The sequence below is a fragment of the Bradyrhizobium sp. ORS 278 genome (assembly GCF_000026145.1).
Lineage (GTDB): Bacteria > Pseudomonadota > Alphaproteobacteria > Rhizobiales > Xanthobacteraceae > Bradyrhizobium.
Genome location: NC_009445.1, coordinates 180,398 through 205,101, shown reverse-complemented (window position 1 = coordinate 205,101; position 24,704 = coordinate 180,398). Strand labels below are relative to the sequence as shown.

The window sequence follows — 24,704 nt, the reverse complement described above, 5'->3', positions numbered from 1 at the left end:
GTGGACGGGACTCTGGATTGCTTCGCTGCGCTCGCAATGACGCGGATAAAGCGGTGGCCAAGTTGGGGCGGTATCTTGGCCAGGAATGACGGCGGCGATTGGGGAGGCGTCTCGGGTTCACTGGGACTACGTATTCGACGTCGCGCGTCAACGAGCCGATGTCTTCGACACCGCTGCCGCCTGAGCCCCATTCTGAATCATCATCCCTTCCGCCGTGCCGCCACGGCGATCGACAGCAACGTCCGCTGCGCGATCGCGGCCGCCAGTCCCGGCTGCTTGCGCATGTCGAGCGCGGCCGTGGCCAGCTGGTCGATGATCGGCAGCAGCCGGGCAGGGGAGAAGTTGCGCAGCGCGACTTCGGCGCTCGGCTTGCGCGAGAAGTGCAGCCGCGGAAACCCACCCTCGAGGATGGAGGAGACCGGCGCGCCCGAAGCGACGGCGAGCGCCGATTTGTGCAGCCACGCCGCATGACGCTGCGCCGCCGAGATGATCACACCGGGATAGGTGCCGGCGATCATCGCCTTGCCGAACTCGGTCTCGACCACGTCGGGCTTGCCGCCGAAGGCGCCGTCGACGATCGGGTCGAGCTTCATCTCGGAGGCATCGGCGACCACCGCCATCACATGGTCGAGCGTCACCTCGCCTTCGCCATGCGCGAACAGCGTCAGCTTGCGGATCTCGTTGCGCGACGCCTGGCGGTCGCCGCCGAGCAGCGCCATCAGATATGACCGCGCATCTGGCGCCATGCGCAGATTAGCGGTGCGCAGTTCGTCGTCGATCAGCCTGGCGAGATCGCGCTCCGTGTCGGGATAGCAGCCAATCGCCACGGCGGTCGCGGCCTTTTCGCAGATCTTGCGCAGCGGCGAATCGGGCCGGATGTCGCCGGCCTCGATGACGATCCGGCAGTCGCGCACATTCATCTGGCTCAGTGTCTCGACGCCACTGGCGAAGATACGCGATCCGGCGCGGACACGGATGGCGCGGCGGCCGCCGAACAGCGGCACGGTCATCGCCTCGTCGACCAGGCGCGACGGCTCGGCAGCGAGCTCGTCGCCATCGAGGCGCACGACGGAAAACGGATCGTCGGGATTGTCGACGGCGGAGGCGATTAGCGCCTCGGCTCGTTCGCGGACCAGGCCCGCGTCCGGACCATACAGCAGGATCAGCGGACGGGCCGCGTCCGGCTTGGCGAGAAAGGCGTCGATGTCTCGTCCGCGCAGCGCGACCACGGCGGTGTCAGCCGTGCGTCAGGTGCCCGCGGTGAAATAGGCCGCGAGCCGCGTCTTGATCTTCTCCGCGACCTCCTCCGAGGCGCGGTCCTCGGCATCGTTGAACGCTCGCTGCCGGGCGAAACGCTGGTAGGAGCCGGGAATGTCGTAGGACGTGCGCGCGAAGGTCGTGCCGGTCATCACCGACTTGTTGGTGGCCAGCTCGACCAGATTGTACTGGACGTCGATGCCGACATTTTCGGTCGTCGGCAGACCGGTGGTCTGCGAGACGATCAGCGAGGAGCGGCTGGTCTGGAACTTCAGCACCAGCTTGTGCGTCGGCGCCGTTCCCGTGGCAGTGCCGTAGAGCTTGAAGGCGAGGGAGTTGCGGATAGCGACGCCGAGGCGTGCCTCGGGCGAGGCGTTCGGCTTGTCGACCGGCGGCAGCTCGACGCCCATGAGCTTGTCGCGCAGGCCCGGGGTGCCGTCGGCATGCTCGGCATACATCGGCTGGAAGCAGCCAGCCGTCAGCCCAGCCAGCGCGGCCACGGCGATCAGGCGTGCAGCGATCCGAAACCTAGCCGACGACATTCACGATCCTCTTGGGAACAATGATCACCTTGCGGACGGGCTTGCCATCCAGCGCGACTTTTACTGCATCGAGGGCCAAAACGGCAGACTCAATTTCCGGATTCTGCGCGTTGCTGGCGACTGTGACTTCTCCGCGCTTCTTGCCGTTGACCTGCACGACCAGGGTCATGCTGTCCTCAACCAGCAAATCTCGTTCGATTTGCGGCCAGGAGGCCTCAGAGATCAGCCCGGAGTGACCGAGCACCTGCCAGCATTCCTCGGCCAGATGCGGCATCATCGGCGAGAACAGCTGCACCAGGATGCCGGCCGCCTCGCGGGTCGCCCAGGCGAGGTCCGGCGCCGGCTTGGCCGGCTTTGCCAGCACGTCGGCCAAGGCATTGGCGAATTCGCGGATATGCGCCAGGCAGACGTTGAAGTGCAGCCGCTCGATGCCGCCGGTCACCTTGTCGAGCGCACCATGCGCCGCCTTGCGCAGCGCCAGCGCGTCCGCGCTGAAATTGGCCGGACGGGAGGAGGGGGCCTCGGCGGACGCCGCGACCGATTCGTTGACCAGCCGCCACAGACGCTGGACGAAGCGCGCCGCGCCCTGGACGCGCTCGTCGCTCCAGATCACGTCGCGGTCCGGCGGCGAGTCCGACAGCATGAACCAGCGCGCGACGTCGGCGCCGTAGCTCTCGATGATGTCGTCGGGGTCGACGGTGTTCTTCTTCGACTTCGACATCTTCTCGATCGGGCCGATCGTGATGTCCTCGCCGGTCGCGGTCAGCACCGCGCGGCGGCCATTGCCGCCAACCTCGATCTTCACGTCGGCCGGATTGACGTAGGTGCCGTCAGCCTTCTGATACGTCTCGTGCACCACCATGCCCTGCGTGAACATGCCGGCGAACGGCTCGTCCATCGCGACGTGGCCGGTCGCCTTCATCGCGCGGGTGAAGAACCGGCTGTACAGCAGGTGCAGGATCGCGTGCTCGACGCCGCCGATATACTGGTCGACCGGCATCATCCGGTTGGCGACCGCGGGCGTCGTCGGCGCGGTCTCGTTCCACGGATCGGTGAAGCGCGCGAAGTACCAGGACGAATCCACGAACGTGTCCATGGTGTCGGTTTCGCGCGTGGCCTTGCCACCGCATTTCGGGCAGGTGACGTGCTTCCAGGTCGGATGGTGATCCAGCGCGTTGCCTGGCTTGTCGAAGGTGACGTCGTCCGGCAGCACCACCGGCAGATCCCCAGCCGGGACCGGCACCACATCGCATGTGGCGCAATGGATCACCGGGATCGGGCAGCCCCAATAGCGCTGCCGCGAGATGCCCCAGTCGCGCAGGCGGAAATTGACCTGGCGCTCGCCGATCGGCGAGCCGCCACGCTGCTCGCTCTCCAGCCGCTTGGCGACCTCGTCCTTGGCCTGCGCGATCGTCATCCCGTCGAGGAAGCGCGAATTGATCATGCGGCCGTCACCGTCGTAGGCGGTGTCGGTGATCACGAAGCTCGCGGGGTCCTGACCCTCGGGGCAGACCACCGGCGTGTTGCCGAGGCCGTATTTGTTGACGAAGTCGAGGTCGCGCTGGTCATGCGCCGGGCAGCCAAAGATGGCGCCGGTGCCGTATTCCATCAGCACGAAGTTGGCGACATAGACCGGCAGGGTCCAGCTCGGGTCGAACGGATGCACGGCGCGGATGCCGGTGTCAAAACCCTGCTTCTCGGCGGTGTCGATCGCCTCCTGCGCGGTGCCGATGCGCTTGATCTCGGCGATGAACGCAGCGAGCTCGGGGTTCTTCGCGGCAGCCGCCTGCGCCAGCGGATGGTCGGCCGAGATCGCCATGAACTTGGCGCCGAACAGCGTGTCCGGCCGCGTGGTGAAGATCTTCAGCTCGCTCTCGCCGGCGGGCACAGTCTTCGGATCCAGCGCGAAGCGGATCAGCAGGCCTTCGGAGCGGCCGATCCAGTTGCGCTGCATCAGCCGCACCTTGTCCGGCCAGCGGTCCAGCCCGTCGAGCGCGTCCAGCAGCTCCTGCGAGTACTTCGTGATCTTGAACACCCACTGGTTCATCTCGCGCTGTTCGACCACCGCACCGGAGCGCCAGCCGCGGCCGTCGATCACCTGCTCGTTGGCGAGCACGGTCATGTCGACCGGATCCCAGTTCACCTTGCGCTGCTCGCGCTCCACTAGCCCGGCTTGCATGAAGTCCAGGAACATCTTCTGCTGGTGCTTGTAGTAGGACGGATCGCAGGTCGCGAACTCGCGCGCCCAGTCCAGCGACAGGCCGATCGAGCGCAGCTGCTTCTTCATCGCGGCGATGTTGTCGTAGGTCCAGGCCTTCGGCGCCACCTTTCGCTCGATCGCGGCGTTTTCCGCCGGCAGGCCGAACGCATCCCACCCCATCGGATGCAGCACGTTGAAGCCCTTGGCGCGCATGAATCGCGCCAGCACGTCGCCCAGCGTATAATTACGGACATGGCCGATATGGATGCGTCCCGACGGATAGGGAAACATCTCGAGTACGTAGTATTTCGGACGCGGATCGTCGTTCTTGGTGGCGAAAATCGCCTTCTCGTCCCACTGGCGCTGCCAGCGCGGCTCGGCTTCACGGGCGTTGTAGCGTTCGGATGTCATGGAATCGCTTGTAATTTTCGAGGATTCGCGTCGTTTTTCGACGGCGGACTAGGCCACAAAAGCGGCATGCGGGTCAATGGGGCGGCAGATGATGATACCATTTCGGGCAGCTGCTAAGCGGCGGTAATCGCGGGTTTTTTGCGCACCCCGGCGGGAGTGTCGGAGGTCGGGTTGAGGCGCGGTTAAGACTTGAATGGGAGACTGAGTGCATACATCCAGGCATCCGCCCGCATCTGGGGTCACTCCACATCGTGTCCGGCGCTACGTTCGACGAGCTTGACTTCGAGTACGCGACGACTGTCGCGGAAAAGGCCATGAAATCCATGGCCCAACAGCGCGTACCACCGACGCCTAACAACTTCCATCTGTGGTTCAAATACTCCCTCGGCTCCGCGTCCGACCTCAAGCGCGCCGTCGACATCCTCGTCAGCAACAAGCGCAAGTTCGACAAGACCACCAACCAGGCGCTGTTCGACACCTATATCGGCCAGCAGGGCACGGAAGCGGCCGTCGTCCATAAAGTGTCGCAGCAGCTGCATGGCGTGATGGACTCCGCCAAGAGCTATTTGACGGCCGCGATCGCCGACAACCGCACACACATGGCCGCGATCGACGGCGTCGCCGAGCGCAGCGAGCAGGGCGTTGATCCGAAGATCCTGATCGAAAATCTCGTCAGCGAGCTGGCCCAGGCGACCGCGCGTGCCGCGAAGCTGGAAGCGAGCTTTGCCGAGAAGTCGCGCGAGCTCGACACCATCCGCGACTCGCTCAACAAGTCGGAGCAGCGTGCGCGCACCGATACGCTCACCGGTCTGCCGAACCGCCGCGCGCTCGAGGAGTTCTTCCGTCATGCGCAGATCGAGGCGATGGAGCGCGACGAGCCGCTCAGCATTCTCCTGATCGACGTCGACCACTTCAAGAAGTTCAACGACAATTATGGTCACGGCGTCGGCGACCAGGTGCTGCGCCTCGTCGCCAAGGCGCTGCGCGAGCGCGTGCGCGAGAAGGATCTTCCCGCCCGCTATGGCGGCGAGGAGCTCATCGCGGTGCTGCCGGAGACCGATCTCGAAGGCTGCACGGGAATGGCAGAGCGCATCCGGCGCACCATTGCCGACTGTCAGTTCACCCGCCGCTCGACCGGCGAGGTCCTGCCGCAGATCACGGTCTCGATCGGCGTTGGCCAGTTCCAGTTCGGCGAGTCGATGGCCGATCTGATCGATCGCTGCGATCGCGCGCTGTATCTGGCCAAGAAGCTCGGCCGCAATCGCGTGGTGACCGAGCTCGAGCTCGATCGCAAGCTGGCCGTTGGCTGACCGGCTTTCGCGGTGCCGGCTCAGCCGGCGCGTGCGACGTCACTGTCAGCCTCCAGGACATCGCCGAAACCATGCGCGACGACCGTGTTGCGACCACGATGCTTGGCGGCATAGAGCGCGGCGTCGGCCGCTTCGATCAGGTCGGCGGGTGTCAGCGCCGCATTGGGCCGGGTCGACGCGACCCCGACGCTGACGGTGACGCATTGGTGAACGGACGTCGCATGCGGCAGCTCCAGCTCGAGCACCGCGGCGCGGACCAGCTCGCCGATCTCCAGCGCCTGCCTGGCGCTCATGCCCGGGAGCAGCAGACAGAATTCCTCGCCACCGTAGCGGCCGGCGAAGGCCGTTGTCGCGCCCGCGATCTGCGCCAGCGTCTCGCCGAGCCGCGACAGGCAGGCGTCACCTTCGGGATGACCATAGGTGTCGTTGTAGAGCTTGAAATGGTCGACATCGATCATCAGGAGCGACAGATCGCTCCCGGTCTGCTGCGCGCGATCCCATTCGACGTCGATGCGGTTCTGGAAGCCGCGCCGGTTGGCAAGGCCCGAGAGCATGTCGATCGACGCCATGACCGTGAGCCGGTCGTTGGCGGCCACCAGCTCGCGCTCGCGCTGGCCCAGCTTGGCGGCCATCGCATTGAACGACTTCGCCAGCGGCACGAATTCCGACGGCAGATGCTTGGTGGCGACCCGCGCCGACCAATGGCCAAGACCGAAGCGCTTGGCGGTGGCCGCGAGCATGTTGACCGGCTTCACGATCAGCTTCTCGGCGGCGATCAGCGCACCGAGGAGCACCATCAGGCAGACCAGGCCGGCCTGCAGATAGGCGTTGCGGATCTCGCGATCGATCGCGGCGGTGACGCGCGTCTCGTCGATGCTCACGATCAGGCGCGATCCGGTGTCGGTGATGCGGGTGAAGGTGATGGCGCGCTTCGAGCCGTCGGCCGCCGTGAAGCTCATCGTGTCCGATTGTTTGCTCGAGCTCATCGCAGTCTCGGCGACGGCCGACAACAACGGCACGCTGTCGAGCGGACGTCCGATGAGCTCGGTGCGATCGGCCGGCGCCGCCAGCACGGTTCCCTCGCTGTCGATCAGCACCGCGGTGATGCCCGGACGGCCGCCAAGATTACTCATGATCTTGGACATCCATTCCAGGTTCACGCTGGCCAGCATCACCGCATCCGGCTCGCCGGTGATCGCGCCGACCGGATAGGCCGCCATCACAATCGGCATCTGCGTGGGCTTCGACAGCAGATAGTCGCTGAAGACGAAGTCGCGCGCCTCCTGGGCGCCACGGAAATAAGGCCGGTCGCTGAAATCGAGCCCGACATATTGGTTGTTGGTCGAGCACTGGATGCGGCCGTCGCGGCCGGCGATCATCAAGGTGCGGATCCAGGGCAGCGTCGTCGGCAGGCTGGCCCGCATCATGTCGCAGCTGCGGCTGATGCCGGCGGCCGAGGCCCGGACATAGGCCGTCGACTTCAGCACGGTTTCCACCGACATGATGACTTCGCGCTGCATGTCGGCGCTTTGGCGGGCGAGGGCAAAGAATTCTTCGGAGGCGAGCGCGATCTGCCGGGTTCTGGCGCTTTCCAGCGAGCGGGCGCGTTCCAGCATCAGCGGCGCCACCAGGATCAGGGCGAGCAGCGCCAGACGCGCGCGGATCCCCATCAGCCGGTTCAGCTTCACTCTATTGCGATTGAAGCGGATGCTTGGCATTTCTGTCCCCTACCCCCGGCGAGCAGGGTAAGGGGAAGGGTTCAAGAACCCTTTTTCGAACTCCGTAAAATTGCAGCCAAACCCGTAAATCTACCGAACCACGGATGTCATCGTGCCCGACTCGACCGTAGCAACCTCGTCTTCACCATCCGCGCTCGCGGCGGTCGAGCAGGAGATCCAGCGCGCCTGCAGCGACGCCAAGCGCGACCGCTCCGCGGTGACGCTGATCGCGGTGTCGAAAACCTTCGCCGCTGACGCGATCGAGCCCGTGATCCTGGCGGGCCAGCGCGTGTTCGGCGAGAACCGGGTTCAGGAAGCCAAGGGGAAATGGCCTGTCATGATGGCGGCGCATCCGGGGCTGTCGCTGCACCTGATCGGACCGCTGCAGTCCAACAAGGCCAAGGAGGCGGTGGCGCTGTTCCATGCCATCCACTCGGTCGACCGTCCGAGCCTGTGCTCGGCGCTGGCCAAGGAGATCGGCGCCCAGGGCCGGCATCCGCAGCTGTTCGTCCAGATCAACACCGGCGAGGAGCCGCAGAAGGCGGGCATCGCGCCTGGCGATGCCGACGCCTTCATCGCCGCCTGCCGACGGGATTACGGACTCGAGATTTCCGGCCTGATGTGCATCCCGCCGGTCGACGAGGCGCCGGGTCCGCATTTTGCGCTCACGGCCAAGATCGCGGCCCGCAACGGGCTGGCAAACTTGTCGATGGGCATGAGCGCCGATTTCGCCGCCGCGATCCAGTTCGGCGCCACCCATGTGCGGGTGGGCTCGGCGATCTTCGGCCACCGCTAGGCGAGGTGCCGCCCGAGCCGCGCTCGCGATGACCGCCATCTGTCAGTCGAACCTGACCGACACCCGCCCCAGGTCGCCAAAATCAGCTTCCATGTGATCGCCGCCGGTGATCGGCAGCGGCGGATGGCAGGTTCCGGTGGTTATCACCTGCCCGGCCCGCACGGTGATGCCAAGCTCGCGCAGCTCGTTGACCAGCCAGGCCAGCGCGATCCGGGGATCGCCGAGCACATTGCGGCCATGGCCTATGAACGTCTCGCCCTTGAGCGAGATGCGGGGCCGCTCTTCGACGAGATCACGGCTGCGCCAGTCGGCTGATGTCGGCTCGCCCAGCACGAACAGATGCGCACAGGCATTGTCCGCGATCAGTTGCGCTTCGCCGGCGCCGACGAACTCGGCGAACCGCGAATCAGGGATCTCGATCGCCGGGTGCAGCGTGTCGACGGCCGCGAGCACCTCGGCCACGTCATAGGGTGTCGGCCGCGGCGGCAGGTCGACGCCGAAGCGAAAGGCGAATTCCGGCTCGGCGACGCGCATCAGGTTGCCGGCCATCGAGGCCGTGCCGTCCACCGGCAGGACCGTCTCGGCGAGGATGCGCCCGGCCATCGGGCCGGCAACGTTGATATGGCGCTGCCCGGCTTCGCTGGTCGCGGCAATCTTCCAGCCGAACAACGGCTTGTCCGAGTGCTTCTCGAGCTCGGCCTGGATCGCGTAGCCCGCCGCCCTGTCGCGCGGGCGCAGCTTCGGCGGCAACTCGCTCAGCTTGCTTCCCTGCAGCCAATGCCAGCGTAGGATGGCCGAGGCGCCGGCAGGCTGATCGGTCGCTCGCATGATGTCCTCCCCGTCTCCTCTTTTATGAGATGAAGATCCTGGTGCGCGGACCGATCCTTTGCAACAGCCGCAGCATCGCCGGCCGGGTCATCGCCACGCAACCGGCGGTCGGCCCGAACTGCGGTCGCGCCAGATGCAGGAACACGGCGCTGCCGCGGCCGGGGACCCGCGGCCGCGTGTTGTGGTCGATCTCGATGATGAAGTCGTACAGGTGATCCTGGCGCGCCAGCCGGTCACCGGGCTGATCGCCGCGCAGCCGGATCGGCTGGTTGTAGTGCCGGTCGGCGGGATCCTCGCACCAGGCGTCCTCAGGCCGGATCGGGCGGACCGGCAGGAACGTCCGGGGACGAGGATGGCGGTCGGCCCGCCACCACAGCCGGCGTGGGTGGAATGTGCCGCGCGGGGTGCCGCCGTCGCCCTCGCGCTTGTTGGCCAGCACGCCGCCCCGGCCGAGCGCCACCGGGATCACATGGCCCAACACCGTCAGCCAGCCGCGCTGCCGCGACCCCGCCGCCGTGCGAATCGAGATCAGGCTTGCTGGCATACCAACGCACCTCGTCCATAAAGACATGAAACAACGTGCCTTTTCATTGCCATGGATTGCCCGGCAATTGCCTTAATGTCGGCGAATGGTCCGCGCCGAGGGACGAACAGGACTTTCATCGCATTCCCTGCCCAATTCTGGAGTAGAGTGGCTGGCGCTTGTGAATCGGTAACAGCCCCCTACTTCAAGACGAAACAGGGCTCATGAGCCTGTTTGCCCACCGCTGCGGCGCCCCTTTATCCGGATTCTCGCCGGCGCCCCCAAGAGGATTGTACCTATGGCCAATGCCCGCAAGATCCTGATCGTGGACGACGACACCGATCTGCGCGACACCCTGATGGAGCAGCTCTCGCTGCATGACGAGTTCGAAGCCCAGGCCGTCGATACCGGCGCTAAGGGGGCGAGCGCGGCAAAGGCCAATTCACCGGATCTGGTGCTGATGGATGTGGGCCTGCCGGACACTGACGGCCGCGAGGTGGTACGTAGCTTGCGCAAGGGCGGCTTCAAGGCTCCGATCATCATGCTGACCGGGCACGACACCGATTCGGACACCATTCTGGGCCTCGAATCCGGCGCCAACGACTACGTCGCCAAGCCCTTCCGCTTCGCCGTGCTGCTGGCCCGCATCCGCGCCCAGCTGCGCCAGCACGAGGCCAGCGAGGACGCCGTGTTCTCGGTCGGCCCCTACAGCTTCCGCCCCGGCTCGAAGATGCTGACCGGCGCCAATGCCCGCAAGGTCCGCCTGACGGAAAAGGAGACCGCGATCTTGCGTTTCCTGTACCGCGCCGGGCAGCAGCCGGTGTCGCGCGAGACCCTGCTTCAGGAGGTCTGGGGCTACAATTCCGGCGTCACCACCCATACCCTGGAAACGCATATTTACCGTCTGCGGCAGAAGATCGAGAAAGATGCCGCGAATCCAGAGATTCTCGTCACCGAGGCGGGTGGCTACAAGTTGGTGCCGTGATACGGTCGGGGATTGGCGGTTTGCCGTCTATGATATTGGTTCCATTTCGCCTTCCCCGGGCCCTCGATGTCAATCGAAGACGATATTGCGCTGTTGGAGCGCGTCCCGACCCTGCGTCTATTGGGAAGCGATTCGCTGCGGATGATCGCGATCGGCTCCGAGCAGCGTAACATCCAGAGCGGCGAGACCTTGTTTCGCGAGGGCGACACGGCCGATTGCGGCTATGTCGTCCAGCGCGGCGCGTTGCGCATCAGCGACGAGGTCGGCGCCGAGATCATTGCCAAGCCCAGCATGCTGATCGGCGAGCTGGCGCTGCTTGTGGAGATGCGCCGCCCGGCGACGGCGACCGCGCTGGAATATTCCACCGTGGTACGGATCTCGCGCAGCCTGTTCCAGCGCGTGCTGGAGAGTGACGCCGTTGCCGCCCGCCGCCTGCGCGACGAGTTCGCCCACCGCGCCAACCGCATCGCCAACGACATCCTGATGGCCGGCGCCAAGCTGATGTCGTGACGGGGGATGGTTTCCCTCGATTCTAGTACCCGGGTCGTCATGCCCGGTCTTGTCCTGGACGATGCCCGGCCATGACGGCGTGGAGGCGGGTGAACAAATAACGCCGGCTCACGCCGTCAAACGTCCAAGGTCACGGTGACCGGCACGTGATCCGACGGCCGCTCCCAGCTGCGCGCGTCACGTAGGATGTCGAAGTCGCTGACGCGGTCCTTCAGCGCGCGTGACACCCAGATGTGGTCCAGCCTTCGGCCACGGTCGCCGACGGTCCAGTCGGCGGCGCGATAGCTCCACCATGTATAGACCTTCTCCGACATCGGGATGCGCTCGCGCGCGACGTCGACCCATTCGCCATGGCTCTGCGCCGCCAAGAGCTTCTCGGTTTCGATCGGCGTGTGCGAGACGACCTTCAGCAGCTGCTTGTGCGACCAGACGTCGTGCTCGTGCGGCGCGACGTTGAGATCGCCGACCAGGATGTGGCGGTCGTCGCCGCGCGGATGCAGCGGCTCGCACGCCTTCATCTCGTCCAGGAATTGCAGCTTGTGCTCGAACTTCGGATTGAGCGCGGGATCGGGAATGTCGCCGCCCGCCGGCACATAGAAATTATGCAGCACCAGCGGCTGCGCCAGCTGCGCCTTCTCGCCGAAGGCTACGGTGATGTGACGCGAATCGACCTTGTCGCAGAAGGTGCGGACATGGGTGGACTCGAACGGCCATTTCGAGATCACCGCGACGCCGTGATAGCCCTTCTGTCCGTTCAGCGCGACATGCTCATAACCCAGCCGCTTGAAGCGCTTCAGCGGAAAGGCATCGTCGATGCACTTGGTCTCCTGCAGGCACAGCACATCGGGCCGGACCTGCTTGATGAACTTGGCGACGAGATCGATGCGCAGGCGCACCGAATTGATGTTCCAGGTGGTCAGGACGAGACGCATGAGGATCGCGTCATAGCATGGAATGCGGCGGCGTCAGCGGCGTCTCCGCCGGCCTTATCCCCAGCAACGATGTGCAGCCTCGGTGTGAGAGTTGGTTCATAGTCCGGTGTGCAGTACCGCCGGCTTCGCCCCTCATGGTGAGGAGCGCCGAAGGCGCGTCTCGAACCATGAGGCCTCAGCCGGGGCCTCGCCCTTCGAGACGCCCGCCGTTGGCGGGCTCCTCAGGGTGAGGGGAGGCAGGTGCGCGTGTAACGTGAGAGGCAGACTTGTTCTCCTCTCCGAATGCAAATGCACCAACACTGTTTCCTCCGTCATTGCGAGCGAAGCGAAGCAATCCAGGGTCGTGGGCGGGATTCTGGATTGCTTCGCTACGCTCGCAATGACGAAAGATAGACCGAGTTTTCAAGGCAGAACCTTCTCGACTAGACCGCTGCTCAGCGCCGCTTCGCCTCGATCACGTCCCACACGCGCGCGGCGATGTCCGGGCCGCCGAGGCGGGAGATCGCGCGGATGCCGGTCGGCGAGGTCACGTTGATCTCGGTGAGGTTGCCGTCGATCACGTCGATGCCGACCAGCAACAGCCCCCGCTTGCGCAGCTCCGGTCCCAGCGTGTCGCAGATCTCGCGCTCTCTCGCGCTGAGGTCGGTGGCCTGAGCCGCGCCGCCGCGCACCATGTTGGAGCGCAGATCATCCGCGGCCGGCACGCGGTTGACCGCGCCGGCGAACTCGCCGTCGACCAGGATGATGCGCTTGTCGCCGTGCTTCACCTCGGGGAGAAAGCGCTGGATCACCCAGGGCTCCTTGAACGTGACGGAGAACATGTCGAACAGCGAGCCGAAATTCATGTCCTGCGGCATCACCCGGAATACCGCCGCGCCGCCATGGCCGTGCAGCGGCTTCATCACCACGGCGCCGTGCTGATCGCGGAAGGCGTTGATCTCGTCGAGATCGCGTGAGATCAGCGTGGGCGGCATCAGCTGCGGGAAGTTCATCACGAACAGCTTCTCCGGCGCGTTACGCACGCTGGCGGGATCGTTGACCACCAGCGTTTTCGGATGAATGCGCTCGAGGAAATGCGTCGAGGTGATGTAGGCAAGATCGAACGGCGGGTCCTGGCGCAGCAGCACGACGTCGAACGAGGTCAGCGCCGTCGGTTTGGGCTCGCCGAGCGTGAAGTGATCGCCGACCTCGTCGCGCACGGTCAGCGCCTGCACCGGCGCGTACAGCTCCTCACCGCGCAGGGACAACTTGTCCGGCGTGTAGTAGCACAGGCCGTGGCCGCGCCGCTGCGCCTCGAGCAGCATCGCAAACGTCGAGTCGCCGCGGATGTTGATGCGCGCGATGGGGTCCATCTGGACGGCGACATTCAGTTTCATGGGCAGATTCCGGTATGTCTCGTGTGGCTCGTGTCAGGGGCTGGCATCGAAGGCTGCCATGAGATGGCGCGGCAGGCTACGCGGGGCAACAAGAATCGCGTCGAAGCGCAGCTCCAATTCGGCATGGTCGGGATGCGCCATCAGCCAGGCCTGCGCGGCATCGATGATGCGCTGCTGCTGGCGCGGCGTCACCGCATAGGCGGCGTCGTCGAGCGAGGCGCGCGCCTTGACCTCCACGAAGGCGACCAGGCCGCGCTTGCGCGCGATCAGGTCGATCTCGCCATGTGGCGTGCGGAAGCGTTTGGCGAGGATGCGATATCCCTTGGCGATCAGCAGCGCTGCCGCGCGCGCCTCGGCCGACAGGCCGGTGCGGAACGCGGCGACCCGCTCCGGCGAGGCGGTCTTCGCAGGCTTTGGCGCTCCGGCGGGCTTGTCGGTGGCGCGGTCAGTCTCCGCCATCGCCCTCTCCTCGGGTCTCCTTGGCGAGCGCGAGCGCCCGCGCATAGACCTCGCGCCGCGGCCGGCGCGACAGCTCGACCGCGTGCATCACCGCATCCTTGACGCTCGATCGCTGCAGCAGCTCGGTGAGCAGCGCATCGACGGCGCCGTCGGTCATCAGCTCGGCATCGCGTGGCGGCGGCCCGATCACCAGCACGAACTCGCCACGCGTCTCGAGCCCGTCGGCTTGCGCCGCGAGCTCCGTCAGCGGTCCGCGCAGAACCTCCTCGTGCAGCTTGGTGAGCTCGCGGCAGATCGCGCCCTGGCGTCCGGTCATCGCCTCGGCGAGGTCGGCCAGCGTCTCCAGCACGCGGCTGCCGGCTTCGAACAGCACCAGTGTCGCGTCGATCCGCGAAAGCTCCGCCAGCCGCGTGCGCCGCGCCTGCTGCTTGGCCGGCAGGAATCCTTCGAAGAAGAAGCGGTCTGTCGGCAGCGCCGCGACGCTCAGCGCCGCCAGCACGGCTGACGGGCCGGGCAATGCGGTCACCGCATGGCCGGCCTCACAGGCGGCGCGCACCAGCTTGTAGCCGGGATCGGAGATCAGCGGCGTGCCGGCGTCAGACACCAGCGCGATGGCGGCGCCCTCGGCGAGGCGCTGCAGGATCTTCGGCCGGACGGCCTCGGCGTTGTGCTCATGATAGGCGGCGAGCTCCGCGCCGAGGCCGTAGCGCTCGGTCAGCCGCCGCGTGATGCGCGTGTCCTCGCAGAAGATGATATCGGCGCCGGCCAGCGTTTCGAGCGCCCGCAAGGTGATGTCGCCGAGATTGCCGATCGGCGTTGCGACGAGGTGGAGGCCAGGCCGCGTTCGCTGCGCCGCAATGCAATGTCCCGCCACCAGATAAGTCCATGTGGTGGAAGATTTGCCGTTGTCCGGCGATGCGTTCGGGATTGCCTTGGCGCCCATCCGCATAATCTAAAGGCGCGGACCGGGGATTGCCACCGAGGAACGATCGTGCGCCGAAATTGAAGATCCGTAGCGCCGCGGGGTTTCAACGTTCATCGGAGATTCAAGTGCGCGGCCGCATTCCACCACACGGCCGCGAACGGGGGATAGTGCGTGTAAAACGTCGATTTGATCGCAGGTGTGGCCCTGACAGCCTTTTGTTTTGCTTAACTATTCGTCGACAATATGAGTCAAATCGCACAGGCCTCGGGGCGTGCGAATGGGGAACTTCTGGCCGGTGACGGCCGAGCGAAGAGATGCCATGACTGGCCCGCGTCATCCCAAGCCAGATGCCAAGCCGGGAGCCCCCATGGTTGCCCGGCGGACGGCGCTTGGCCTGATCCTCGGCGCGCCGCTGGTGTCGGCCTGCTCCAATGTGCAGCAGGGATTCAATCCGTTCGAGCAGCCGACCGCGCCGTCCGGTCCGCCGCAGCAGCCCGCCGTGGCCGGCAATGGCCAGGTGAAGGTCGGGCTGATCCTGCCGCTGTCGGCCTCCGGAAACGCCGGCGTCGCGGCGCAGTCGATGAAGAACGCGGCCGAGATGGCGCTCGCCGAGTTTCAGAACCCCAACATCCAGCTCTTGATCAAGGACGACGCCGGCAGCCCCCAAGGTGCACAACAAGGTGCGCAACAGGCCTGCGACGAGGGCGCCGAGATCCTGCTCGGCCCGCTATTCGCGGGCTCGGTCCCGGCAACGTCCCAGGTGGCGCGCACGCGCAACATCTCGGTCATCGCTTTCTCGACGGATTCCAGCGTCGCCGGGCGCGGCGTCTATCTGCTCAGCTTCCTCCCGGAGTCCGATGCCAGCCGCATCGTCGACTACTCGGCCAGCGTCGGCAAACGGTCGTTCGCGGCGCTGCTGCCGGACAATCCCTACGGCACCGTGGTGGAAGGGGCGTTCAAGACCGCGGTCAGCCGGCGCGGCGGACGCATCGTGGCGTTCGAGAAATATGCCGGCGACCGCACCGCGGCGGCGCGCGCGGTCGCGCAGTCGCTCGGTGGTGCCGATGCCCTGCTGCTGGCCGATGATGGCGAGTCGGTCGTTGCGACCGCGGACGCGCTCACGGCCGCCGGCGCCAATCTGCGCAACATCCAGCTGCTCGGTACCGGGCTGTGGGACAATCCGCGCGTCTACAACAGCGCCAGCCTGCAGGGCGGCCTCTATGCGGCGCCGGATCCCTCGGGCTTCCGCGCCTTTGCCGGTCGCTATCGCACGCGCTTCGGCGGCGATCCCGTGCGCACCGCGACCTTGGCCTACGACGCGGTGGCGCTGGTCGCCGCGCTCGCGCGCACCCAGGGCGCGCAGCGCTTCGCGCCTGACGTGCTCACCAATGCCTCCGGCTTTGCCGGCATCGACGGCCTCTTCCGCTTCCGCAGCGACGGCACCAATGAGCGCGGGCTAGCCGTGATGCGCGTCGGCTCGGGCGGCGGACAGGCGGTGGCCGGCGCGCCGAAGAGCTTCAGCGCGACGTAGATCGTTCAGCGTGGCTGGTTCGGCGGTCGGGGCAATCTCGTACCTCACGGAATGCTGCTGCTCCTCACCCTGAGGAGCCCGCCAAAGGCGGGCATCTCGAAGGGCGAGGCCCCAACTGGACCTCATGGTTCGAGACGCGCCGCGAGCTTGCAGGTTGCGCGATGGTCCGCATAGGAGGCGCGGCGCTCCTCACCATGAGCGGCAAGAGCCGGCGGCACAGCACACCGACCATGAACACGCCGAGAGGCGTGTTCATCAGGAGGGTCGGGGTTCCGACACCGGCGCGGCATGATGAGCCACGCCTTTCCACAGCTCACGCGGCGAGATCGGCGACGACGGCGTCGAGCACGGGGAAGCCGTCCTGGGTGACGCGCAGCCGGCCGTCCGGCTCCACGGCGATGGCGCCCTCCTCGCGCAACAGCGCAATGCGGCGCGGATCGAGCGTACGTCCGGCGATCGCGGCATAGCGTCGGGGATCGATGCCCTCGCTCAGGCGTAGCCCCATCAGCAGGAATTCGTCGGCGCGCTCCTCGCTGTTGAGCAGGTCGTCGGTCATCACGCCGTGGCCGTTTGTCTCGACCCGCATCAGCCAGGCTTCCGGCCGCTTGTCGGTCGCGGTGGCGTGGCGGATGCCCTCGATATCGAGCCGCCCGTGCGCGCCCGGACCGATGCCGGCATATTCCTGGCCGCGCCAGTAGACGAGATTGTGCCGGCACTCCGCGCCGGGACGCGCATGGTTGGAGATCTCATAGGCCGGCAGGCCATGGCGGGCGCAGATCTCCTGCGTGACGTCGTACAGCGTGCGCGCCAGGCCCTCGTCCAGCGTCTTCAGCTTGCCGGCGGCGTGCAGCCCGAAGAACGGCGTGCCCTCCTCGATCGTCAGCTGGTACAGCGACAGATGCTCGGCGGCTTCACCGATCGCGCGCGTCAGCTCCTCGGTCCACATCGCAGCCGTCTGGTCGGGCCGCGCATAGATCAGATCGAAGGAATAGCGCTCGAACGCGCCCCGCGCGATCGCCACCGCTTTCATCGCTTCTTCTGCGGTGTGCAGTCGTCCCAGCATCTTCAGCGACGCATCGTCCATCGCCTGGACGCCGAGTGAGACACGGTTGACGCCGGCCGCACGATAGCCTGCAAAGCGCGTGGCCTCGACGCTGGTCGGGTTGGCTTCGAGCGACACCTCGACATCGGGGGCGACGTGCCAGTGTTTGCCGATGGCATCGAGAATGGCGCCGACGGTCTGCGGCTGCATCAGCGACGGCGTGCCGCCGCCGAGAAAGATCGAGCTGACGGTGCGCGGCCCGGTGCGCGCCGCAGTGTTGGCGATCTCCTGCGCGAAGGCGCGAGCAAAACGGTCCTGGTCGATGGCGGCGTGGCGGACGTGGCTGTTGAAGTCGCAATACGGACATTTCGACAGGCAGAACGGCCAGTGCACATAGACTCCGAACGCTTCGCTCTCAGCGCTGCTCAAGACAGATCTCCGCGAGCTTCACGAAGGCGCGCGCCCGGTGCGACAGGCCGAGGCCGAGCGGCGGCAGCCCGTGCTTCTCGATGCTGGTCATCTCGCCGAAGGTGCGGTCGTGGCCGTCAGGGAGGAACATCGGGTCGTAGCCGAAGCCGGCCGTGCCGCGCGGAGGCCAGACCAGGGTGCCGTCGACGCGCGCCTCGACCTCCTCGATGTGGCCGTCCGGCCAGGCCACACACAGCGCCGAGACGAAATGCGCCGTCCGCTTGTCGGCGGTGACAGCGCCGCGCTCCTGCAGCAGCCGCTCGATCTGCGCCATCGCGGCCCCGAAATCCTTGCCCGGACCGGCCCAGCGCGCCGAGTAGATGCCCGGCGCGCCGTCGAGCGCGTGGACGACGATCCCGGAATCGTCGGCGAAGGCCGGCAGCTGCGCGGCCTCTGCGGCCGCGACGGCCTTGATCCGCGCATTGGCCTGGAAGGTGTCGCCGGTCTCCTCCGGCTCGCCGAGTCCGAGCTCGCCGGCGGACACCGCCTCGACGCCGTGGGGCGCCAGCAGCTCGCGCATCTCGACGAGCTTGCCCGCATTGTGGGTCGCAATCACGAGGCGCCCGGTGATCTGGCGGTGGGAACTGCTCACGCGACCGCCATCTTCTGCAGGTCGACCAGCCGGCCGACGCCCTTGCGCGCCAGCGCCATCAGCGCGAGGAACTCGGCCTCGCTGAACGGGGTCTTCTCGGCGGTGCCCTGCACCTCGATGATGCGGCCGTCGCCGGTCATGACGAAATTGGCGTCGGTCTCGGCCTCGGAATCCTCGGCATAGTCGAGGTCGAGCACCGGCGTGCCGTTGTAGATGCCGCACGAGACCGCGGCGACGTTGGTACGCAGCACCTCGGTCTTGATCATGTTGCGCGCCTTCATCCAGCGGATGCAGTCGGCCAACGCCACCCAGGCGCCGGTGATCGAAGCGGTGCGGGTGCCGCCATCGGCCTGCAGCACGTCGCAATCGACCGTGATCTGGCGCTCGCCGAGCGCTTCCAGGTCGATTGCGGTGCGCAGCGAGCGGCCGATCAGGCGCTGGATCTCGACCGTGCGGCCGGTCTGCTTGCCGGCTGACGCCTCGCGGCGGGTGCGCTCCAGGGTGGCGCGCGGCAGCATGCCGTATTCGGCGGTGATCCAGCCGCGGCCCTGCCCCTTGAGCCAGGGCGGCAGCCGGTCCTCCAGGGTCGCGGTGACCAGCACATGGGTGTCGCCGAACTTCACCAGGCAGGAGCCCTCGGCGTATTTCACGACGCCTCGTTCCAGGCTCACGGCCCGCATTTCGTCCGGTGCACGGCGGCTCGGCCGCATGGGTTCTCTCCGTGAAAAAGGCAATGGACCGATTTGACCGGCCTTGTAGGAGCCGCGACCGGCAGCGGCAAGGGCTTAATCAAGGGCTTAACCGGGCGCGAATCACGCCACGCGCCGCCCGCAAGATCGGCTTGCCACCGGGCCGCCGCATGGCCAAATTATATGCAGATGGGTGAGGAGGATATCTGGTGGCCCACCACGATCCGATCAACCTGATGACACCGCCGGCGGGGCTGGCCCAGCTCAACGAGCGCTCGCGCGAGATCTTCCGGCAGATCGTCGAGAGCTATCTCGCGACCGGCGAGCCGGTCGGCTCGCGCAACATCTCGCGGCTGATCGCGGTTCCCCTGTCGCCGGCCTCGGTGCGCAACGTGATGGCCGATCTGGAGCAGCTCGGCCTGATTTATGCGCCGCACACCTCGGCCGGCCGGCTGCCGACCGAGGCAGGCTTGCGGTTCTTCGTCGACGCCCTGATGCAGGTCGGCGACATGACCGAAGCCGAGCGGCAGTCGATCCAGAGCCAGCTCGCCGCAGTCGGTCGCGCCCAGTCGGTCGAGGCCGCGCTGGACGAGGCGTTGACGCGGCTGTCGGGGCTTACCCGTGCGGCCGCCGTGGTGCTCACCGCCAAGTCCAACACCCGGCTGAAGCACATCGAGTTCGTGCGGCTGGAACCGGAGCAGGCGCTCGTCGTCCTGGTCGGCGAGGACGGACAGGTCGAGAACCGCGTGCTGACCTTGCCGCCCGGCGTGCCCTCGTCGGCGCTGACCGAGGCCTCCAACTTCCTCAACGCGCGGATCCGCGGCCGCACTTTGGCGGAAGCGCGGCTGGAGCTCGAGACCGCGCTGGCGCAGGATCGCGCCGAGCTCGATCAGCTGACGCAGAAGGTGATCGCCGCCGGCGTGGCGAGCTGGTCCGGCGGCGACAGTGACGATCGCCAGCTGATCGTACGCGGCCACGCCAATCTGCTCGAGGACCTGCATGCGCTCGATGACCTCGAGCGCGTCCGGCGGCTGTTCGACGATCTCGAGACCAAGCGCGGCGTCGTCGATCTGCTCGGCCGCGCCGAGAGCGCCGAGGGCGTGCGCATCTTCATCGGCTCGGAGAACAAACTGTTCTCGCTATCCGGCTCGTCGACGATCGTTTCGCCTTATTCCGACGCCACGGGTCGTATCGTCGGCGTGCTCGGCGTCATCGGTCCGACCCGTCTCAACTATGCCCGGGTCATTCCGACGGTCGATTATGCCGCGCGCCTGCTCAGCCGCCTGATGGGCGGCTGACATCCGACATGGTTAACCCGGCGACAGCGCCGCCGGCGCGATCGTCAGGTCGTGCTTGATTTTCGTGGTTCAAAGCACGATATCCCGCCCGACATTCCCAGAACCCGCCGAACTTGCGAGAAGTCTGTCCATGACCGATCCCGACCTGCATCAGAACGATCCGGAAAACCCGGCGCAGGCCAGCGAACCCGTCGTCTCGAAGCCCTATATCATGCCCGACGACCCCGAGACCGGCTCGGCTGAGGCCTATGCGAAGGAAGCGGCCGAGGCGCGTGACAAGATGCTGCGCACGCTGGCGGAGATGGAGAACCTGCGCAAGCGGACCGCGCGCGAGGTCGCCGATGCGCGGATGTACGGCATCACCGGTTTCGCCCGCGACGTGCTCGACATCGCCGACAATCTGCAGCGCGCGCTCGATGCCGTGCCGGCCGAGACTCGCGCCAATGCCGATGCGGGCCTGAAGTCGCTGATCGAGGGCGTCGAGCTCACCGAGCGCTCGCTGCTCAACACGCTGGAGAAGAACGGCGTCAAGAAGTTTGATCCGACGGGACAGAAGTTCGATCCCAACTTCCAGCAGGCGATGTATGAGGTCCCCGATCCGTCGGTGCCATCCGGCACCGTGGTGCAGGTCGTGCAGGCCGGCTTCATGATCGGCGAGCGCGTGCTGCGCCCGGCGTTGGTCGGCGTCTCCAAGGGCGGCGCCAAGGCGGCGCCCGCCGCGAGCAACGACCAGTCGAACAGCGCGGCCTGAGGCCGCTGGCTCCATCAGTTCATGCGACACGGGGCGCCCATCCAGTTCGGATGCGGCGCCCCAAGCGTTTTTGAACCTGGGCGTGTCGTCTCCCAGGGACTGTCATCGCCGGGCTTGACCCGGCGATCCATCCCGCTTCGCGAAACGCTTCCAAAGTGGATGGACCCCCGGGTCAAGCCTGGTCAAGCCCGGGGGTGACGAGTGGGGACCAGGCGAGCGGACCGGCAGGCCGCAACAAAGCGTGCCTTAACCAAACTCCGCTAGCGTGGGCCCACTCTCGCAGAGGACGGTCCCATGAGCACCCCGATCGACGCCGTGACGCGCCAGACGCTGGCTCCGCCGGCGCGTGAGCGGCTGGCGGTCGCGCCGTGGCTACTGATCGGCGTCGTGTTCGTCGCCGCTGTCCTGCTGCGCCAGGTCGTGCCGCTGAACACCGATGTCAGCTGGCTGCTGGTCGTCGGCGAGCGCATGCTCGACGGTCAGAAGCTCTATCGCGACATCATCGAGATCAACCCGCCGATGGCGGCGTTCGCCTATCTGCCCGGCGTCGCGCTGGGCCGTCTGCTGCACGTCGATCCCCGGCACGTCATCGACGCACAGCTGCTGGTGCTGGCAGCCGTCTCGCTCTACGCAACGTCACGCATCGTCCGGCTGTCGCCGCGGATGGCGGCGCTGAGCTGGGGCCCGTTCGCGGTCTGGGCCGCGGCCGTTGTCACCATCCTGCCGATGCACGTCTTCGGCCAGCGCGAGCACTTCGCGACACTGACCTTCCTGCCGGGCCTCGCGGTGTATGCGCTGCGCAGCAATCGCGAGGAGGTTCCGGCGTGGGCCATCCTGGCGGCCGGAATCGGCGTTGGCATCACGCTCGCGTTCAAGCCGTTCTTCACCTTTCCGGCGGCGTTCTGCATCCTGGCAGGCGCCATCCGCGCGCGCAGCTGGCGGCAGCTGTTCGTGCCGGAGAACATCATCGCCGGCGTGATCGTGTGCATCGTGAGCGTCGGCACCTATCTGCTCTATCCTGAATATTTCACCGTCACCTATCCGCTGGTGCGCGACACCTATCTGTCGTGGTCGATGTCGGCGTCGGTGATCTTCGTCAACGCGGCGACGCTGCTGCTCGTCGTCGCGCTCGCATCGATCGCGCTGACAAGGCGGAGCGGACGGCTCGAAGGCCCGCTGCTCGTCCTGGTGCTGGCGTCGCTAGGCTTTGCGATCTCGTTCTATCTGCAGCGGCGCGGCTGGTCGTATCACTCCTATCCGATGGTCGCCATGGCCATGCTCACCATGGGCAATGCCATGCTGGTTCATGCCGATCCAAGCGCGGCCGTTCGCCGCTCCGGCACGGCGTCGATGCTGATTCTGACGGCCGCCTTCGCGCTCGGCCTGCAATGGTTCAACGCCCGCGTCCATGTCGGCCCGCTGCCGGAGGCGTTGGCCAAGCTCAAGCCGCAGCCGCGCCTGCTGGTGCTGAGCGGCGAGGCGGCGATCGGGCATCCGATGGTGCGGGATCTCGGCGGCACCTGGGTGTCTCGCCAGGAGAATCTGTGGATCCGCGAATTCGTCCGGCTGACGCGCGAGCGGACCGCGGTCGACGCGGCGACCGAAGCGAAGCTGAACGGCTATCTGGCGCTCGAGCGCAACTGGCTGATCGCGGACTTCAAGGCGGCCGCGCCGGACATTGTCCTGGTCGACAATCTGCGCGATGGCTGGGGCGACTGGGCCCGCGCCGATGCCGAGCTGGTCGAGCTGCTCAAGCCGTACAGGCTGGTCGGAACGGTCGAGGGTGTCGACATTCTCGAACGGACAAAATGACTATTTCCGCGCGACGCCGATCGCGAACGTGTAGGGCACACGCGAATAGTCGTCGTGGATCTCCAGCCTTACTCGGCTGAAGGCGCTGCGCAGCAGGTCGTAATAGCCGGCGCGGTCACGCACGAAATCGCCGCGGTCGTTGTCGAGCAGCCATTTTGCGATCCGCGACTGCCCCTCGCGATAGCAGCCGTCGAGCGTGAACAGCGCGCCGTCGGCCGCGAGCACATCGCGGATGTTGGCCAGCGTGGTCTTCAGCTCGTCATCGCCGATGTGATGCAGCACGCCGTTCATCATCACGACGTCGGCACCGGCCAATTCGCGGGCGGCGTCAGCGTCGAAATGGCGGCAATGGAACGCGCCGAGATGACCAAACGCGCGCTGCGCATGGGCGATGTAGGCCGCATCGACATCGAACCCGGTGTAGTCGATCCCCTCGGGCAGATGGCGCAGGATGTAGCCGGGGCCGCAGCCGATATCGATGATGCGCATCCCCGGGCGCAAGGTGAGATAGTCGCGGATCGCCTTGATCCGCGCGCCGAAGAAGCCGCCGGCGTTCTGATAGGCCTGATACAGCGCCGGGTGCTTCAGCAGCTCCTTCACGACGAGGTCTCCTCGCGCAGCGAGCGGCGCAGCTCCGGCCCGGACTGCGCCAGCAGGGTGTTGAGCGGCGGGCTCTCGGTCTCCGGCAGCCGGTCGGTCGACAGCTGCGGCACGCGGCCGCGGCGGTGGATCTGCGAGATCATGAACAGCGGCCGGTTCTTGGACTGAATGTAGATGCGGCCGACATATTCGCCGATCAGACCGAGCACGAGCAGCTGCACCGAGGAGATCATCACCACCAGCAGCGTCAGGCTGGTCCAGCCCGGCACGGTGCCGGAGAAGATCCAGCTGATCACGGCGGCGACGCCGACGAAGCTCAGCACCGTCGTCAGGAGCGCCCCGACATAGGTCGCGATCCGCAGCGGCACCATGGAGAACGAGATCAGCGCGTCGGCGGCGAAGCTGATCATCTTCAGCAGTGGATATTTGGTGCTGCCGGCGAAGCGCGGCTCGCGGTCGTATTCGAACGCCACCTGCTTGTAGCCGAGCCAGGCCACCATGCCGCGGATGAAGCGGTCGTGCTCCGGCATCTGCACCAGCTGGTCCGAGATGCGCCGGCTCATCAGCCGGAAGTCGCCGGTGTCGACCGGAATCTGCACGCGGGTGATGCGGGCGAGCAGGCGGTAGAACGCTTCCGCCGACCATGTCTTGAAGCGGGTCTCGCCGGCACGGCTACGGCGCTGTCCGTAGACGACGTCGGCGCCCTCGCGCGCCATCGTCTCGTACATCGGCTTCAGCAGCTCCGGCGGATCCTGCAGGTCAGCGTCGATCACCAGCACCAGATCGCCGCGCACGGTGGACAGTCCCGCGGTGAGCGCCAGCTGATGGCCATGATTGCGCGCCAGCTTGACCGCGACGACGTTGCGATCCTCGGCGAGCAGCTCGTTGATGATCGGCCAAGTCTGGTCGGTCGAGCCGTCGTCGACCAGGATCAGCTCGAACCGGTTGCCGCACAGCGCACGCGCCGCCGCCGTCGTCCGGCGATGAAACTCGCGCAAGCCATCGGCCTCGTTGTAGCAGGGCACAACGATCGAGACGAACATCCTGCCGGGGCGCGGCGTCTCGTCCTGCTGCTCTGTCAAAATCCAAGGCCTCTTGCGACCGCGACCGGGTACGACCAGCATTTTCAGGCACGGGCAGTTAATTGTT

The 24,704-nt window shown here is 66.5% G+C and carries 23 protein-coding genes; 8 read left to right on the top strand and 15 right to left on the bottom strand.

Translation table 11 applies throughout. The annotated features are described in order from the left end of the window. Positions 1-200: 200 nt before the first annotated feature. From holA to leuS, 3 genes are read right to left on the bottom strand one after another with little or no spacing between them, the layout of a single operon-like run. Positions 201-1,229 (bottom strand): DNA polymerase III subunit delta, encoded by a 1,029-nt coding sequence (holA, locus tag BRADO_RS00915; protein ID WP_011923447.1) that lies wholly within the window; start codon positions 1,227-1,229, stop codon positions 201-203. An 18-nt stretch (positions 1,230-1,247) separates the two neighbouring features. Continuing rightward, complete coding sequence (lptE, locus tag BRADO_RS00910; protein WP_011923446.1) at positions 1,248-1,799, bottom strand: LPS assembly lipoprotein LptE; 552 nt, start codon at positions 1,797-1,799, stop codon at positions 1,248-1,250. Continuing rightward, positions 1,786-4,410 (bottom strand): leucine--tRNA ligase, encoded by a 2,625-nt coding sequence (gene leuS / locus BRADO_RS00905; protein ID WP_011923445.1) that lies wholly within the window; start codon positions 4,408-4,410, stop codon positions 1,786-1,788. The genes lptE and leuS overlap by 14 nt, the downstream gene beginning before the upstream one ends. A 323-nt stretch (positions 4,411-4,733) precedes the next feature. Here leuS and BRADO_RS00900 point away from each other — a divergent pair, with 323 nt between their 5' ends. After that, positions 4,734-5,720, top strand: a complete 987-nt coding sequence (locus BRADO_RS00900; protein WP_011923444.1) for a GGDEF domain-containing protein — start codon at positions 4,734-4,736, stop codon at positions 5,718-5,720. A 20-nt stretch (positions 5,721-5,740) separates the two neighbouring features. On the opposite strand, the gene BRADO_RS00895 is transcribed toward BRADO_RS00900, so the two are convergent. Then, a complete protein-coding gene (locus tag BRADO_RS00895; protein ID WP_011923443.1) occupies positions 5,741-7,438 on the bottom strand; it encodes a diguanylate cyclase domain-containing protein in 1,698 nt (565 codons plus the stop codon). 109 nt (positions 7,439-7,547) lie between these two features. On the opposite strand from BRADO_RS00895, the gene BRADO_RS00890 reads away from it, so the two are divergent. Further along, complete coding sequence (locus BRADO_RS00890; RefSeq protein WP_371259377.1) at positions 7,548-8,234, top strand: YggS family pyridoxal phosphate-dependent enzyme; 687 nt, start codon at positions 7,548-7,550, stop codon at positions 8,232-8,234. A gap of 42 nt (positions 8,235-8,276) precedes the next feature. Here BRADO_RS00890 and BRADO_RS00885 read toward each other — a convergent pair whose 3' ends face one another. Together BRADO_RS00885 and BRADO_RS00880 are read right to left on the bottom strand one after the other, a co-directional pair. Further along, entirely contained in the window at positions 8,277-9,062 is a 786-nt protein-coding gene (locus BRADO_RS00885) for a 2-keto-4-pentenoate hydratase (protein ID WP_011923441.1), read from the bottom strand. Positions 9,063-9,084: 22 nt separating this feature from the next. Further along, positions 9,085-9,606 (bottom strand): L,D-transpeptidase, encoded by a 522-nt coding sequence (locus BRADO_RS00880; RefSeq protein ID WP_041755958.1) that lies wholly within the window; start codon positions 9,604-9,606, stop codon positions 9,085-9,087. Between the two features lie 277 nt (positions 9,607-9,883). Between BRADO_RS00880 and BRADO_RS00875 the strand changes: the two genes are divergently transcribed. Beyond that, entirely contained in the window at positions 9,884-10,570 is a 687-nt protein-coding gene (locus BRADO_RS00875; RefSeq protein WP_006612692.1) for a response regulator transcription factor, read from the top strand. A gap of 66 nt (positions 10,571-10,636) precedes the next feature. Then, positions 10,637-11,080 (top strand): cyclic nucleotide-binding domain-containing protein, encoded by a 444-nt coding sequence (locus BRADO_RS00870; protein ID WP_041755956.1) that lies wholly within the window; start codon positions 10,637-10,639, stop codon positions 11,078-11,080. Positions 11,081-11,196: 116 nt separating this feature from the next. Here BRADO_RS00870 and BRADO_RS00865 read toward each other — a convergent pair whose 3' ends face one another. The 4 genes from BRADO_RS00865 to rsmI all read right to left on the bottom strand — a co-directional run bounded on the left by BRADO_RS00865 (position 11,197) and on the right by rsmI (position 14,790). Continuing rightward, entirely contained in the window at positions 11,197-12,012 is an 816-nt protein-coding gene (locus BRADO_RS00865; protein ID WP_011923438.1) for an exodeoxyribonuclease III, read from the bottom strand. A gap of 434 nt (positions 12,013-12,446) precedes the next feature. After that, complete coding sequence (gene gshB / locus BRADO_RS00860; protein ID WP_011923437.1) at positions 12,447-13,388, bottom strand: glutathione synthase; 942 nt, start codon at positions 13,386-13,388, stop codon at positions 12,447-12,449. 33 nt (positions 13,389-13,421) lie between these two features. Next, the gene (locus BRADO_RS00855) at positions 13,422-13,847 is read right to left on the bottom strand and encodes a YraN family protein (protein ID WP_011923436.1); all 426 of its coding nucleotides are present in this window, start codon (positions 13,845-13,847) and stop codon (positions 13,422-13,424) included. Continuing rightward, the gene (gene rsmI, locus BRADO_RS00850; RefSeq protein ID WP_083794803.1) at positions 13,834-14,790 is read right to left on the bottom strand and encodes a 16S rRNA (cytidine(1402)-2'-O)-methyltransferase; all 957 of its coding nucleotides are present in this window, start codon (positions 14,788-14,790) and stop codon (positions 13,834-13,836) included. Before rsmI ends, BRADO_RS00855 begins: the two co-directional genes overlap by 14 nt. 301 nt (positions 14,791-15,091) lie before the next feature. Between rsmI and BRADO_RS00845 the strand changes: the two genes are divergently transcribed. Then, entirely contained in the window at positions 15,092-16,303 is a 1,212-nt protein-coding gene (locus tag BRADO_RS00845) for a penicillin-binding protein activator (protein ID WP_041757254.1), read from the top strand. A 313-nt stretch (positions 16,304-16,616) separates the two neighbouring features. Here BRADO_RS00845 and hemW read toward each other — a convergent pair whose 3' ends face one another. From hemW to rph, 3 genes are read right to left on the bottom strand one after another with little or no spacing between them, the layout of a single operon-like run. Continuing rightward, complete coding sequence (hemW, locus tag BRADO_RS00840) at positions 16,617-17,774, bottom strand: radical SAM family heme chaperone HemW (RefSeq protein ID WP_011923433.1); 1,158 nt, start codon at positions 17,772-17,774, stop codon at positions 16,617-16,619. After that, entirely contained in the window at positions 17,761-18,405 is a 645-nt protein-coding gene (rdgB, locus tag BRADO_RS00835) for an RdgB/HAM1 family non-canonical purine NTP pyrophosphatase (RefSeq protein ID WP_041755953.1), read from the bottom strand. The genes hemW and rdgB overlap by 14 nt, the downstream gene beginning before the upstream one ends. Then, positions 18,402-19,115, bottom strand: a complete 714-nt coding sequence (rph, locus tag BRADO_RS00830) for a ribonuclease PH (RefSeq protein ID WP_011923431.1) — start codon at positions 19,113-19,115, stop codon at positions 18,402-18,404. The genes rdgB and rph overlap by 4 nt, the downstream gene beginning before the upstream one ends. 188 nt (positions 19,116-19,303) lie before the next feature. Here rph and hrcA point away from each other — a divergent pair, with 188 nt between their 5' ends. The 3 genes from hrcA to BRADO_RS00815 all read left to right on the top strand — a co-directional run bounded on the left by hrcA (position 19,304) and on the right by BRADO_RS00815 (position 22,955). Then, complete coding sequence (gene hrcA, locus BRADO_RS00825; protein ID WP_011923430.1) at positions 19,304-20,392, top strand: heat-inducible transcriptional repressor HrcA; 1,089 nt, start codon at positions 19,304-19,306, stop codon at positions 20,390-20,392. A 130-nt stretch (positions 20,393-20,522) separates the two neighbouring features. Further along, a complete protein-coding gene (gene grpE, locus BRADO_RS00820) occupies positions 20,523-21,143 on the top strand; it encodes a nucleotide exchange factor GrpE (RefSeq protein WP_011923429.1) in 621 nt (206 codons plus the stop codon). Positions 21,144-21,437: 294 nt separating this feature from the next. Then, positions 21,438-22,955 carry a hypothetical protein gene (locus tag BRADO_RS00815; protein ID WP_011923428.1) on the top strand — a complete coding sequence of 506 codons (1,518 nt, stop codon included), beginning with the start codon at positions 21,438-21,440 and terminating at the stop codon, positions 22,953-22,955. On the opposite strand, the gene BRADO_RS00810 is transcribed toward BRADO_RS00815, so the two are convergent. Next, positions 22,956-23,555, bottom strand: a complete 600-nt coding sequence (locus BRADO_RS00810; RefSeq protein ID WP_011923427.1) for a bifunctional 2-polyprenyl-6-hydroxyphenol methylase/3-demethylubiquinol 3-O-methyltransferase UbiG — start codon at positions 23,553-23,555, stop codon at positions 22,956-22,958. After that, positions 23,552-24,637 carry a glycosyltransferase family 2 protein gene (locus BRADO_RS00805; protein WP_244422946.1) on the bottom strand — a complete coding sequence of 362 codons (1,086 nt, stop codon included), beginning with the start codon at positions 24,635-24,637 and terminating at the stop codon, positions 23,552-23,554. The genes BRADO_RS00810 and BRADO_RS00805 overlap by 4 nt, the downstream gene beginning before the upstream one ends. Positions 24,638-24,704 lie beyond the last annotated feature (67 nt).

Excerpts from the sequence above, each read along its gene's own strand:
- lptE (WP_011923446.1), bottom strand. The coding sequence starts at position 1,799 with ATGTCGTCGGCTAGGTTTCGGATCGCTGCACGCCTGATCGCCGTGGCC.
- leuS (WP_011923445.1), bottom strand. The coding sequence starts at position 4,410 with ATGACATCCGAACGCTACAACGCCCGTGAAGCCGAGCCGCGCTGGCAG.
- BRADO_RS00900 (WP_011923444.1), top strand. The coding sequence starts at position 4,734 with ATGGCCCAACAGCGCGTACCACCGACGCCTAACAACTTCCATCTGTGG.
- BRADO_RS00895 (WP_011923443.1), bottom strand. The coding sequence starts at position 7,438 with ATGCCAAGCATCCGCTTCAATCGCAATAGAGTGAAGCTGAACCGGCTG.
- BRADO_RS00885 (WP_011923441.1), bottom strand. The coding sequence starts at position 9,062 with ATGCGAGCGACCGATCAGCCTGCCGGCGCCTCGGCCATCCTACGCTGG.
- BRADO_RS00880 (WP_041755958.1), bottom strand. The coding sequence starts at position 9,606 with ATGCCAGCAAGCCTGATCTCGATTCGCACGGCGGCGGGGTCGCGGCAG.
- BRADO_RS00875 (WP_006612692.1), top strand. The coding sequence starts at position 9,884 with ATGGCCAATGCCCGCAAGATCCTGATCGTGGACGACGACACCGATCTG.
- BRADO_RS00870 (WP_041755956.1), top strand. The coding sequence starts at position 10,637 with ATGTCAATCGAAGACGATATTGCGCTGTTGGAGCGCGTCCCGACCCTG.
- BRADO_RS00865 (WP_011923438.1), bottom strand. The coding sequence starts at position 12,012 with ATGCGTCTCGTCCTGACCACCTGGAACATCAATTCGGTGCGCCTGCGC.
- gshB (WP_011923437.1), bottom strand. The coding sequence starts at position 13,388 with ATGAAACTGAATGTCGCCGTCCAGATGGACCCCATCGCGCGCATCAAC.
- BRADO_RS00855 (WP_011923436.1), bottom strand. The coding sequence starts at position 13,847 with ATGGCGGAGACTGACCGCGCCACCGACAAGCCCGCCGGAGCGCCAAAG.
- rsmI (WP_083794803.1), bottom strand. The coding sequence starts at position 14,790 with ATGGGCGCCAAGGCAATCCCGAACGCATCGCCGGACAACGGCAAATCT.
- BRADO_RS00845 (WP_041757254.1), top strand. The coding sequence starts at position 15,092 with ATGACTGGCCCGCGTCATCCCAAGCCAGATGCCAAGCCGGGAGCCCCC.
- rph (WP_011923431.1), bottom strand. The coding sequence starts at position 19,115 with ATGCGGCCGAGCCGCCGTGCACCGGACGAAATGCGGGCCGTGAGCCTG.
- grpE (WP_011923429.1), top strand. The coding sequence starts at position 20,523 with ATGACCGATCCCGACCTGCATCAGAACGATCCGGAAAACCCGGCGCAG.
- BRADO_RS00815 (WP_011923428.1), top strand. The coding sequence starts at position 21,438 with ATGAGCACCCCGATCGACGCCGTGACGCGCCAGACGCTGGCTCCGCCG.